This is a genomic window from Sulfitobacter sp. SK025, from assembly GCF_003352105.1.
GTDB lineage: Bacteria > Pseudomonadota > Alphaproteobacteria > Rhodobacterales > Rhodobacteraceae > Sulfitobacter > Sulfitobacter pontiacus.
This window is the reverse complement of the sequence record NZ_CP025808.1, coordinates 2641304-2653690: the sequence shown is the minus strand read 5'-3', so window position 1 is coordinate 2653690 and position 12387 is coordinate 2641304. Positions and strand designations below refer to the sequence as shown.

Genomic DNA, 12387 nt, shown 5'->3' with positions numbered 1-12387 from the left:
ACACATAAAGACAGGACCCGATGGGCGACACAGACGGATCATCTGAGGCGGCGCAGAGCGCGCAGTTGGAAGACATCATACCGACCTCCGAGGCCGAAGAAACCGAAGACACCCCGAAATCCGGTGGCTTCTTTTCCCGGGTCATGGGCGCACTCAGCGCGTCGGACAACGAGGAAGAGGAGGAAATCACCGCGGCACAGACCGACAGGCTGTCCACCCGCGGCATGATGAACCTGCGCCGGATGCGGGTGGATGATGTGGCGGTGCCCAAGGCGGATATCACCGCGGTGCCGGTGACCTCGACGCTGGATGAGCTGGTCGGCGTGTTCAAGGACAGCGGTCTGACGCGCCTGCCGGTGTATGACGGCACGCTCGATACCCCCGTTGGCATGGCCCACCTCAAGGATCTGGCGCTGACCCACGGCTTTAACGGCCGAAACACCGAATTTGACCTTCAGGCGATGCTGCGTCCCTTGCTGTTCGTGCCGCCGTCCATGACCATTGGCGTCTTGCTGACCAAGATGCAGGCCGAACGGCGCCATATGGCGCTGGTGATTGACGAATACGGCGGCGTCGACGGGCTGGTCACGATCGAGGATCTGATCGAACAGGTCATCGGCGAGATCGAAGACGAACACGACGTGGACGAAGGCAAATATTGGACGGTCGAAAAGCCCGGCTGCTACCTTGCGCTGGCCAAGACGCCTCTGGATGATTTCGAGGCCGAGATTGGCCATTCGCTGACCGACCACGATGATGTCGACGAAGAAGAGATCGACACCCTCGGCGGGTTGGTCTTCATGCTGTCGGGACGGGTGCCGGCACGTGGCGAAGTGGTCGTGCATCCCGATGGCCCCGAGTTCGAGGTGATCGACGCCGATCCGCGCCGGATCAAGCGTTTGCGCGTGCGTATGGCCGGATCTCACTGATGACTTTGCGCAGTGCCGCTTGGATGCGGTTCGGGGCCGCGGTGCTTGCGGGCGTTGTCGCGGCCTTTGGGCAGGCACCCTATGATTTGCCTCTGGTCTTGCTGGCTGCACTTGCGGCTGTTCTGTTGATCTACCGCGCTGCTGGGACGCCTCGGCAGGCCGCAGCGATCGGCTGGGGCTTTGGCTTTGGCTATTTCTTGCATGGATGGTCTTGGCTGGTTTCGCCATTCATGGTCGACCCTGAACGCTATGCCTGGATGGCACCTTTTGCTGTGGCGGGGCTGACGGGCGGTTTGGCGTTGTATTGGGCTTTGGCGTTCTACGTGTCCCGCCGGTTGTCGGCACAGGTCTGGCCGCTGATCTTCGTCCTGCCCGCCGCCGAAATGCTGCGCGGTTATCTGTTCACCGGCTTCCCTTGGGGGATGTTCTCTCAGTCTTTGGTTAACCATTGGCCGGGGCAGGGGCTTGCGCTGGTGGGGCCCTACGGCATGACCCTTGCCTTTGTCGCGCTGGCTGTAGCGGTGGTACAGCGCGCGCGGGGCACATTGCTGCGGCAGGGCGCTGTCTGGGGCGCGCGGATCTTGGGCGTGGCGGCGTTGACGGTGCCCTTTGGAGGGGGCGACGCCCCGATCACCGACCATATGATCCGTATGGTACAGCCGAATGCGGCGCAGAAAGACAAATGGGACCCCGTCAAAATTCCCGAATTCTTTGATCGTCAGCTGGCGCTGACCGCTGCACCGCCTGCGCAGGGGGATGCGGCGCCTGATCTGATACTCTGGTCCGAAACCGCCATCGCGTGGCCGCTTGATTTGGCCCATGGCGCGCTGACCTATATCAGCGAAGCCGCCGCCGGTACGCCTGTGGTGCTGGGGGTGCAGCGGCGCGGCGACATGGCCTACTACAACTCGGCCGTGGTGCTGGGGCCAGACGCCGAGGTTGTGCAGACCTATGACAAGCACCACCTCGTGCCCTTTGGCGAATATATCCCCTTTGGCGATCTGTTGGGCCGTATCGGTCTGCGCGGCATGGCGGCGCAGTTTGGCAGTGGGTTTTCCTCGGGTCCGGGGGCAGATCTGATGGATCTGGGGCTCTTGGGCCAGGCGCTGCCCCTGATCTGCTACGAGGCCGTCTTTGCACGGGACGTCAACGCCGCACCGGCGCGGCCCGCGTTCTTGATGCAGCTCACGAATGATGCGTGGTTCGGCAAGGGGCAGGGGCCGTTGCAGCACCTGGCTCAGGCCCGGATGCGCGCGATAGAGCAAGGTCTGCCCATGGCACGCGTCGCCAACACGGGCGTTTCGGCGATGATTGACCCCTGGGGCCGCATCACAAAGAGTTTGGCCCTGAACGAGGCTGGCTTTCTGGATGCCCCTCTGCCCGCCCCACGCCCTGCGACACCCTATAGCAGGTGGGGCGAATGGCCGTTTCTTTTCATCACTTTGGCGGGGTTTGCCCTTGTCATCCTGCGCCGACGACGCAACTTAAAGTTTGACCAAATGGGCAGGCAAAGCTAAGCCCCGTTAATCGGCCACAACGGCTTCCTGACGTGGCTAAGAAATCTATTGGAGCACTAAATGTCCCGCAAAAACTACACGTTCACTTCGGAATCCGTTTCCGAGGGCCACCCGGATAAGGTCTGCGACCGGATTTCCGACGCCGTACTTGATGCCTTTCTGACCGAAGAACCCGAAGCGCGTGTCGCAGCGGAGACCTTTGCTACCACCAATCGCGTGGTCATCGGCGGCGAGGTTGGCCTGTCGAACAAGGACAAGCTGGATGAATACCTTGGCAAGATCGACGGCATCGCCCGCGCCTGCATCAAGGACATCGGCTACGAGCAGGATGAATTCCACCACGCCACCTGCGAGATCACCAATCTGCTGCACCCGCAGTCGGCGCATATCGCGCAAGGCGTGGATGCGTCAGGCGACAAGGAAGAAGGCGCGGGCGATCAGGGCATCATGTTCGGTTTCGCCACCAACGAGACGCCAGAGCTGATGCCGGCGCCGATCCACTATGCCCATGCGATCCTGCGCCGTCTGGCCGAAGTGCGCAAAGACGGGACAGAGCCAACGCTGCGCCCCGACGCCAAAAGCCAGCTTTCCGTGCGCTATGAAGACGGCAAGCCTGTTGGCGTGTCCTCTATCGTCTTGTCGACGCAGCACGCCGATGCAGGCCAGACCAGTGCCGACATCCGCGACATCGTCGAACCCTATATCACCCAGGTTCTGCCCGAAGGCTGGATCACCCCCGACACCGAATGGTGGGTGAACCCGACGGGGACCTTTGTCATCGGCGGCCCTGACGGCGACGCGGGCCTGACCGGGCGCAAGATCATTGTGGATACTTATGGCGGTGCGGCACCGCATGGGGGCGGCGCGTTCTCGGGGAAAGACCCGACGAAGGTTGACCGCTCTGCCGCCTATGTGGCGCGCTATCTGGCGAAAAACGTCGTGGCTGCCGGTCTGGCCGAAAAGTGTACAATCCAGCTGAGCTATGCCATCGGCGTGTCCAAGCCTCTGTCGATCTACTGCGATACCTATGGTGGCGACGCGGATGTCACGGATGCGGCGATTGAAAAGGCGATCCGCCAGATCATCGACCTGACACCGCGCGGCATCCGCGAGCATCTGCAGTTGAACCGCCCCATCTTTGAACGCACCGCGGCCTACGGCCACTTTGGTCGCGCGCCCGAAGCGGATGGCGGCTTTAGCTGGGAAAAGACCGATCTGGTCGATGCGCTGAAGGCCGCGCTGTAAACACATGCTTTATGGTACAAGAAAGGGCAGCCCCGATGGGCTGCCCTTTTGTGTTGGTGGGGGTGTTACAGCTCTGCCAGGCCGGGGCGCTTGCCGATAGAGACGTGGTCGATATCTTCGGTCCGGAACCCTTTGATCAGCGAGGGGATCATCGCAAAGACCAGCAGGAAGATCGGCAAGCCGACGACCGTGATCACCTGTTGCAAGGCGGTCAGCCCCAAGTCCCCTGCAAGGATCAGCAGCATCGCGGCGACCAGCCCTTCGGACACGCCCCAGAACACCCGCTGGCGGGTGGGGCCGGGTTCGGGCGAACCGGTGCACAGCATGTCGACAACCAGCGACGCGGAATCCGAGGATGTTGCAAAGAAGATTGCCACCACCAGCACGGCGATACCCTGCACGATATCGGCGAAAGGGAAGCTTTCGAAAAACGCGAACATGGCAAGCGGGACTGAGTCAGCCACTGCCGCGCTCAGCGAACCGGCCTGCGCGCCAAGAGCCGTGCGCGCGGCGGTACCGATGCCGTCAATCTCCATCGCTTGCCAGCCGAAGATAGAGAACCAGATCAGCGTGAACAGCGACGGCGCCAGCAGCACGCCAAAGACGAACTCCCGTATCGTGCGCCCCCGCGAAATCCGCGCGACGAAAAGCCCGATGAAGGGCGACCACGTGACCGTCCAGGCCCAGTAGAACACCGTCCAGCTGCCCTGCCAGCCCCAATCCCCATTCGAGGGGTTGGTATCGGCAAGCATATCATTCCAGAAGGCGAGCCGTGGCAGGTTGCTTAGGTACAGGCCAAAGGTCTCGACCATGCCGCGCAGCAGGAACAGGGTCGAACCGGTCACCAGCACAAAGACCATCAACGCCACGGCCATGCCAATATTGAGGTTGGACAGCAGCTTCACCCCCTTATCGAGCCCCGCCACGATAGACACCACGGCAACGGCGGTCAGCGCGGTCAGGATGCCGACCTGCAGCGGCACGCCGTCGTTCCACCCAAACAGCGCCGACAGACCCGCTGCGATCTGCGATGACCCCAGCCCAAGCGAGACCGCGACGCCGAACAGCGTGCCGAGGATCGACGCAATGTCGATCGCCTTACCCCAAGGGCCGTGGATGCGCTCTTTCAACAGCGGGTAAAAGACCGAACTGACCCGCACGGGCAGATCATAGCGGTTGATGAAATAGGCAAAGGCCAGACCGGGCAGCGCGAAGATCGTCCAGGTGTGCAGCGCAAGGTGGTATGTGGCGATAGAGATGGCGTCTTGTGCGGCCTGTTCCGTAAAGGGTTCAACGCCAGGCAGGGGCGGGTCCGAAAAATGGCTGATCGGTTCGGCCACGCCCCAGAACATCAGCACGGTGCCGATGCCGCCCGCGAAAAGCATGGTGAACCACGACAGGTTTGTATAGTCGGGGCGGCTGTCGCGCGGGCCAAGGCGGATATGGCCGTGACGGCTCATTGCGGCCCAGATCAGAAAGCCCAGCCAGACGTTGACGCCAAGAATAAAGAACCACCCCAGATGCGATACGATCCAGGCGCGGCCTGCGGCGAAAGCATCCCCGATCGGTTCAGGGGCAAGTACAAGAGCCAGTACAAATAGGGCGGTACACAGGGCGGAAACAAAGAAGATTGTAGGGTCCGTTCGGAGTCCCAGTCGGCTTGCCAGTTCCCGCATTCGCATGTCCTCCGCTGCATTATTATCGGTTCTCGCTCAGGTAGAGCCCTGTAGCTCAACGTAAAGTCGGCGTGATCGTTCCGGGTTTGCTGTGCCTCAAAGGGGCGGCACCGCCGTTGCGCATGGGGCGCGTGGGCTTTTGCAGCGCGGGCTTACGCGAAATGTTGCGCCCGTCCCCCGCGCAGGCTAAAGCCAGCGCCATGACACATCCTGAACGCCCCCGCCGCAATTTCTACGGTCGCCTTAAAGGCAAATCGCTTAAGCAAAGCCAGAAAGGCTATATCGAAGAGGATCTAGAGGCGCTGTCGCCCGGTCCTGTCGATTGGGACGCGAACCCCGACCGTACCCCGCTGGACCTGCCGACGCTGTTTGGCGGCAAACCCGTCTGGCTCGAGGTCGGCTTTGGCGGCGGCGAACATATGGTGCATCAGGCCGCGCAAAACCCTGACGTGGGCATCATCGGCTGTGAGCCCTACATCAACGGGGTTGCGATGCTGTTGGGCAAGATCCGCCGCGCGGGTGTCGATAACGTGGCGATCCATCCGGGCGATGCACGCGATATCTTTGACGTGCTGCCAGAGGCGTCGATTGACCGCGCGTTCCTGCTGTACCCCGATCCGTGGCCGAAAACGCGCCACCACCGGCGCCGCTTTGTGACACCGGAACACCTTGAGCCGCTGGCAAAGGTGCTCAAGCCCGGCGCGATCTTTCGCGTGGCCACGGACATCGAAGACTATGTGCGCCAGACGCTTGAACAGGTGCCGCGCCACGGGTTCGAATGGCTGGCGGAACGCCCCGGCGACTGGAAAGAACCCTGGGGCGACTGGATTTCCACCCGCTACGAACAAAAAGCGCTGCGCGAAGGGCGCGTGCCGCACTACCTGACCTTCCGCAAGACCTGAGCGGGCGGGCGCGGGCAGGAACGCTGGCGATGGACGGGGCGGGATCGCTGGTTTAAGACGGGCTTTCAGGAAGTTTTTTTTGAGGGTTATCCATGTCCAGTCACGCCACGCCCGTCCCGATGACCTCTACCGCTTGCGGCCCGCTGTCCGGCGTGGCCGAGGTGCCGGGGGACAAGTCGATCTCGCACCGGTCCTTGATTCTGGGCGCGATGTGCATCGGCGAAACCACCATCAGCGGATTGCTTGAAGGCGACGATGTGCTGGACACGGCCAAGGCGATGCAGGCCTTTGGCGCGGAAGTCACCAATATGGGCGGTGGTAACTGGTCTGTGCGCGGTGTGGGCGTGGGCGGTTTCGCAGAACCGGACGGGGTGATCGACTGCGGAAACTCGGGCACGGGGGTGCGCTTGATCATGGGGTCAATGGCGACCTCCCCCATCACCGCGACATTCACCGGCGACGCCAGCCTGAACGGCCGCCCCATGGCGCGGGTCACCGATCCGCTGGCTCTGTTCGGCACGCAATCTGTCGGGCGCAAGGGCGGACGCTTGCCCATGACCATCGTGGGGGCGGCTGACCCTGTGCCCGTGCGCTACACCGTGCCAGTGCCGTCCGCACAGGTGAAATCCGCCGTCTTGCTGGCAGGGCTGAACGCCCCCGGCAAGACCGTCGTGATCGAGGCCGAGGCCACGCGCGACCATACGGAGCGGATGTTGGCGGGCTTCGGTGCCGAGATCTCGGTGGAAGACACGGATGAGGGCCGTGTGATCACTCTGACCGGCCAGCCAGAGCTACAGGCCCAGCATGTTGATGTGCCGCGCGATCCGTCCTCGGCTGCGTTTCCGGTCTGTGCTGCCTTGATCGTGCCGGGCTCCGACGTGCTGGTGCCGGGGATCGGGCTGAACCCGACACGGGCAGGGCTGTTCACCACGCTGCGCGAGATGGGGGCCGATCTGACCTATGAGAATGAGCGGATCGAGGGCGGCGAGCCTGTCGCCGACCTGCGCGCCAAATTCTCGCCCGACCTCAAAGGGATCGAGGTGCCGCCGGCGCGCGCGGCGTCGATGATCGACGAATATCCGGTGCTCTCTGTCGTGGCCGCCTTTGCGCAGGGCCAGACGATGATGCGTGGCGTGAAAGAGCTGCGGGTCAAGGAAAGCGACCGGATCGACGCGATGGCCAAGGGGCTGCGCGCCAACGGGATCGAAGTGGACGAGGGCCCCGATTGGTGGGCGGTCACCGGACGGGGGCACGGGAACGTGCCGGGCGGGGCCACCTGCGCCAGCCAGCTGGACCACCGCATCGCGATGTCCTTTATGATCCTTGGCATGGCCGCAACGTCCCCTGTCAGTGTGGATGACGGGTCGCCGATCACCACGTCCTTCCCGATCTTCGAGCCGCTGATGAAACGCCTTGGCGCGGATGTGACGCGGGGGGATGCGTGATGCTGGGCTTTACCGTTGCGATTGACGGGCCGGCTGCGGCGGGCAAGGGCACTGTCGGGCGCGCTGTTGCGGCGCATTTCGGTTTTGCGCATCTGGATACCGGCCTGCTCTATCGCGCCGTAGGGGCGAAAGTGCTGGAGGGCATGACCGCCGAAGAGGCCGCTTTGACCCTGCAAGCCGATGATCTTGAGAATGACCAACTGCGCACCAACGCCGTGGCAGAGGCCGCGAGCCGCGCGGCTGCGATCCCCGCTGTGCGGGCCGCCTTGGTCGATTTCCAGCGCAGCTTTGCCATGCGGGCAGGGGGCGCGGTGCTGGACGGGCGCGACATCGGCACGGTGATCTGCCCCGATGCGCCGGTCAAGCTGTTCATTACCGCCACGCCAGAGGTCCGTGCACAGCGCCGCTTTGCCGAGCTTAGCGCCAAGGGGGCCGAGGTCACGCTGGAAGGGGTGCTGGCCGATGTGCAGGCCCGCGATGCCCGCGACAGCACCCGCGCCGAGGCACCGTTGAAGCCCGCCGAGGATGCAGAGCTGATGGATACCTCGACCATGGATATCGAAACAGCCGTGGCCCGCGCCATCGAACTGGTAGCCGCACGTCGACGTGACTAAACGCGGCGGAACGAATGTCGGTGCATGACGTTGGTCTGGGACGTGTCTGGCGATAGGCTAGACACGATAGGAATAAACAAGAGGTGCTGACTATGAAGACCGCTCAAGACTATCTCGACGCTGCGAATGCCGTTGTCCCCAAGATGGACGCCAAGGACGCGATTGCGAAACATGCCGAAGGCAAGGGTGTCTTTATCGACGTGCGCGATTCCGGCGACATCGCTAAAAGCGGGACCATCAAGGGCGCGCATCGTGTGCCGCGCGGCATGATCGAATTCCGCGCCGACCCCAACAAGGAAGAGATGTATAACCCGATCTTCGAAAAAGACGCAGAGATTTACCTGATCTGCGGCGCGGGCGGTCAGGCCGCGCTGTCGGGTAAGACGCTGCACGACATGGGCTATACCAATGTCACCAACATCGGCGGTTTTCCCGGCTGGAAAGACGCAGGCGGCCCGACCGAAAGCTGATACCCGACTAGGCGGATGACCAAATGGACAAGGGCAGGCTACGGTCTGCCCTTTTTCTGACATCGCCCGGTATGAACCTTTGTGAACAGGGGATCACCCGTGCCGGCCCTTGCCTTTGCCCCGAAACGGGGCTATACGCGCGACTGTCTAAGGGGCGGATACACGTTTCGGGCGCGAGATATCAGGCAGGGTCGGTTTCATCCGGCCCTCTTTGTTTTGCGGATCGAATCCCATCGCGGATGACAATTTTAACCACAGACCGGCGGAGACAACCGCGCGGCCAGAAACCAAATGCTAAAGGAAAATCAAGCTACATGGCTATGAACTCAATGGAAGACTTCGAAGCACTTTTGGAAGAAAGCTTTGAAATGGACACGCCCGAAGAGGGCTCTGTTGTCAAAGGCAAGGTTATCGCGATCGAAGCGGGCCAAGCTATTATCGACGTAGGCTACAAGATGGAAGGCCGCGTTGAACTGAAAGAATTTGCCGAGCCTGGCGAAGCACCCAAAGTGGAAGTCGGCGACGAAGTCGAAGTATTCCTGCGTCAGGTAGAAAACTCCCGTGGTGAAGCTGTTATCTCTCGCGAGATGGCCCGTCGCGAAGAAGCCTGGGACCGTCTGGAAAAAGCCTATGCCGCAGAAGAGCGCGTTGAAGGCGCGATCTTTGGCCGCGTTAAAGGTGGCTTTACCGTTGATCTGGGCGGCGCAGTTGCCTTCCTTCCCGGTTCGCAAGTTGACGTGCGCCCCGTGCGCGATGCCGGCCCTCTGATGGGTCTGAAGCAGCCGTTCCAAGTTCTGAAAATGGACCGTCGTCGTGGCAACATCGTTGTTTCGCGTCGTGCAATTCTTGAAGAATCCCGTGCCGAACAGCGTGCCGAAGTTATCGGCAACCTGACCGAAGGTCAGGAAGTTGACGGTGTGGTCAAGAACATCACCGAATACGGTGCCTTCGTTGATCTGGGCGGTGTTGACGGCCTGCTGCACGTCACAGACATGGCATGGCGCCGTGTGAACCACCCATCCGAGATCCTGTCGATCGGCGAAACCATCAAGGTTCAGGTCATCAAGATCAACAAAGAGACGCACCGCATCTCCTTGGGTATGAAACAGCTGCAAGAAGATCCATGGGATCTGGTTCAAGCCAAGTACCCGCTGGAATCCACGCACACTGGCCGCGTCACCAACATCACCGATTACGGTGCATTTGTTGAGCTGGAGCCAGGCGTTGAAGGTCTGGTTCACGTTTCCGAAATGTCCTGGACAAAGAAGAACGTACACCCCGGCAAAATCGTTTCCACCAGCCAAGAAGTCGAAGTCATGGTTCTGGAAATCGATGGCGCCAAGCGTCGCGTTTCCCTTGGTCTGAAACAGACCATGCGCAACCCATGGGAAGTGTTTGCTGAAACACACCCAGAAGGCACCGAAGTTGAAGGCGAAGTCAAAAACATCACCGAATTCGGTCTGTTTGTTGGCCTGCCAGGCGACATCGACGGCATGGTTCACCTGTCGGACCTGAGCTGGGACCAGCGCGGCGAAGAAGCGATCCAGGACTACCGCAAAGGTGACACGGTTCAGGCCGTTGTTTCCGAAGTTGACGTGGAAAAAGAACGCATCAGCCTGTCGATCAAAGGTGTGGGCGGCGACAAGTTCGCAGAAGCAGTGGGCGGCGTGAAGCGCGGTTCCGTTGTGACTGTGACCGTGACCTCCATCGAAGACGGTGGCATCGAAGTCGAATACGAAGGCATGAAAGCCTTCATCCGTCGCTCCGATCTGTCGCGTGACCGTGCCGAACAGCGCCCCGAGCGTTTCTCGGTTGGTGACAAGGTTGACGTACGCATCACCAACGTTGACGCGAAAGCGCACCGTCTGGGCGTGTCGATCAAAGCACGTGAAATCGCAGAAGAGAAAGAAGCAGTCGAGCAGTATGGCTCCTCTGACTCCGGCGCATCCTTGGGTGATATCCTGGGTGCCGCTCTGAAAGGCGACGAATAAGCCTTAGCGCTTGTTGCACAGATCAGGGGCCTCGCAGTGCAGACTGCGGGGCCCTTTTTCGTTCCGAATCGCAATCTGTGGCGGGGGGCAGGGAAGGGCGGCTGGCAGCGCTATTCCGAGTGGTTGTGTGAAATGTGACTAAAAAAGGACTGGAAAACAGCGACTTCCCGCCACTTAATCGCAATAATAGAAATATGCATGACTTCACGAACGCGTTTGGTTTGCTATAGTCCCATGTAGTTAAGACATTAATTGCGCACCTCGGAGGACGTTAAATGATCCGGTCAGAACTGATCCAGAAGATTGCCGACGACAATCCCCATCTCTATCAGCGCGACGTGGAACGGATCGTAAATACCATCTTCGAAGAGATTACCGGCGCGATGTCCGATGGTGATCGGGTAGAGCTGCGCGGCTTTGGTGCCTTTTCAGTGAAAAAACGTGACGCCCGTGTGGGCCGGAACCCTCGCACTGGGGAAACTGTTCATGTAGAAGAAAAGCACGTGCCGTTCTTCAAGACCGGTAAACTGCTTAGAGATCGTTTAAACGGGAATTCCTAATGCGTTATGTTCGCTACCTCTGCATCGCAATCTTCGCCATTGCACTGATCGCGGTTGCCTTGGCCAACCGGTCCATGGTGTCGCTGAAGTTGCTACCGACCGAGGTATCGGGCTGGTTCGCGTTGAACCCTGAAATTCAGGTGCCGCTGTTCATTGTCATTCTGGGCAGCATCATCGCCGGTCTGCTGGTGGGGTTCGTCTGGGAATGGATCCGCGAATACGGCCAGCGTGCCGAAGCCGCACGTCAGGCCCGCGAAATGCGCCGTCTGGAACGTGAAGTCGCACGCCTGAAGGGCGAGAAGTATCAGGACCAGGACGAGGTTCTGGCGCTGCTGGATCAAGCAAGCTAAGCGGGCCTATGCCCCTTAGCGCAGGAACCATCCGATGACCCAAAATTTGCACGTGAAATTCTGCGGCTTGCGCAGCACGCAGGATATTGCGGCGGCCGCTGCGGCCGGTGCGCGCTATGTCGGCTTTGTTTTCTTTGAAAAATCCCCTCGGCATGTCACGATTGATCAAGCCGCTGAACTGGCTGTAGAGGTGCCAATGGGGCTGTGTAAGGTCGCGTTGACGGTCAACGCGGATGACGCCTTTCTGGACGCGCTGACGGCCGCTGTGCCTATTGATATGCTGCAGCTACACGGCAAGGAAACGCCCGAGCGTGTCGCCGAGGTCAAGGCGCGCTATGGGCTGCCGGTGATGAAGGCGGTCGGTGTGGCCGATGCAGATGACCTGCCACAGATTGATGCCTATATGGCCGTGGCGGACCAGATCCTGATCGACGCGAAACCGCCCAAAGGGGCAGCGCTGCCCGGTGGCAATGGATTGTCCTTTGACTGGCGCCTGATCGCAGATCGCACATGGGACAAGCCGTGGATGCTGGCAGGGGGGCTGACCCCTGACAATGTGGCTCAGGCCGCCCGTATGACCGGCGCACGGCAGGTAGATGTCTCTTCCGGTGTGGAAAGCGCGCCGGGTGTAAAGGACGCAGGGCTGATCGCGGCATTCGGAAACGCCGCGAAGGTCTAGTATTGGCAG

The 12387-nt window shown here is 61.0% G+C and carries 12 protein-coding genes and 1 riboswitch; of the genes, 11 read left to right on the top strand and 1 reads right to left on the bottom strand.

The genetic code is table 11. From position 1 onward, the window contains the following. The first annotated feature begins 20 nt into the window (after positions 1 to 20). The 3 genes from C1J04_RS12850 to metK all read left to right on the top strand — a co-directional run bounded on the left by C1J04_RS12850 (position 21) and on the right by metK (position 3691). Positions 21 to 929 carry a hemolysin family protein gene (locus tag C1J04_RS12850; RefSeq protein ID WP_009825124.1) on the top strand — a complete coding sequence of 303 codons (909 nt, stop codon included), beginning with the start codon at positions 21 to 23 and terminating at the stop codon, positions 927 to 929. Further along, positions 929 to 2446, top strand: a complete 1518-nt coding sequence (gene lnt, locus C1J04_RS12845) for an apolipoprotein N-acyltransferase (protein ID WP_009825123.1) — start codon at positions 929 to 931, stop codon at positions 2444 to 2446. Before C1J04_RS12850 ends, lnt begins: the two co-directional genes overlap by 1 nt. An 8-nt stretch (positions 2447 to 2454) precedes the next feature. After that, a riboswitch (SAM-SAH riboswitch) is annotated at positions 2455 to 2502 on the top strand. Between the two features lie 4 nt (positions 2503 to 2506). Further along, the gene (metK, locus tag C1J04_RS12840; RefSeq protein ID WP_005849425.1) at positions 2507 to 3691 is read left to right on the top strand and encodes a methionine adenosyltransferase; all 1185 of its coding nucleotides are present in this window, start codon (positions 2507 to 2509) and stop codon (positions 3689 to 3691) included. 65 nt (positions 3692 to 3756) lie between these two features. On the opposite strand, the gene C1J04_RS12835 is transcribed toward metK, so the two are convergent. Continuing rightward, a complete protein-coding gene (locus C1J04_RS12835) occupies positions 3757 to 5367 on the bottom strand; it encodes a BCCT family transporter (RefSeq protein WP_009825121.1) in 1611 nt (536 codons plus the stop codon). Positions 5368 to 5567: 200 nt separating this feature from the next. On the opposite strand from C1J04_RS12835, the gene trmB reads away from it, so the two are divergent. The 8 genes from trmB to C1J04_RS12795 all read left to right on the top strand — a co-directional run bounded on the left by trmB (position 5568) and on the right by C1J04_RS12795 (position 12378). Next, positions 5568 to 6269, top strand: coding sequence for a tRNA (guanosine(46)-N7)-methyltransferase TrmB (gene trmB, locus C1J04_RS12830; protein ID WP_235183805.1), 702 nt, complete (start codon positions 5568 to 5570; stop codon positions 6267 to 6269). Between the two features lie 92 nt (positions 6270 to 6361). Then, on the top strand, positions 6362 to 7714 hold the full coding sequence (gene aroA, locus C1J04_RS12825) for a 3-phosphoshikimate 1-carboxyvinyltransferase (RefSeq protein ID WP_037953845.1): 1353 nt from the start codon (positions 6362 to 6364) through the stop codon (positions 7712 to 7714). After that, a complete protein-coding gene (locus tag C1J04_RS12820; protein ID WP_005849417.1) occupies positions 7714 to 8328 on the top strand; it encodes a (d)CMP kinase in 615 nt (204 codons plus the stop codon). Before aroA ends, C1J04_RS12820 begins: the two co-directional genes overlap by 1 nt. A 92-nt stretch (positions 8329 to 8420) precedes the next feature. Further along, positions 8421 to 8798, top strand: a complete 378-nt coding sequence (locus C1J04_RS12815; protein ID WP_009825118.1) for a rhodanese-like domain-containing protein — start codon at positions 8421 to 8423, stop codon at positions 8796 to 8798. Positions 8799 to 9112: 314 nt separating this feature from the next. Then, a complete protein-coding gene (gene rpsA / locus C1J04_RS12810; protein ID WP_235183804.1) occupies positions 9113 to 10789 on the top strand; it encodes a 30S ribosomal protein S1 in 1677 nt (558 codons plus the stop codon). Positions 10790 to 11064: 275 nt separating this feature from the next. Next, a complete protein-coding gene (ihfB, locus tag C1J04_RS12805; RefSeq protein ID WP_005849411.1) occupies positions 11065 to 11349 on the top strand; it encodes an integration host factor subunit beta in 285 nt (94 codons plus the stop codon). After that, positions 11349 to 11699: a LapA family protein gene (locus C1J04_RS12800; RefSeq protein WP_009825117.1), complete on the top strand. Its 351-nt coding sequence runs from the start codon at positions 11349 to 11351 to the stop codon at positions 11697 to 11699. Before ihfB ends, C1J04_RS12800 begins: the two co-directional genes overlap by 1 nt. A 34-nt stretch (positions 11700 to 11733) precedes the next feature. Then, on the top strand, positions 11734 to 12378 hold the full coding sequence (locus C1J04_RS12795; protein ID WP_009825116.1) for a phosphoribosylanthranilate isomerase: 645 nt from the start codon (positions 11734 to 11736) through the stop codon (positions 12376 to 12378). Positions 12379 to 12387 lie beyond the last annotated feature (9 nt).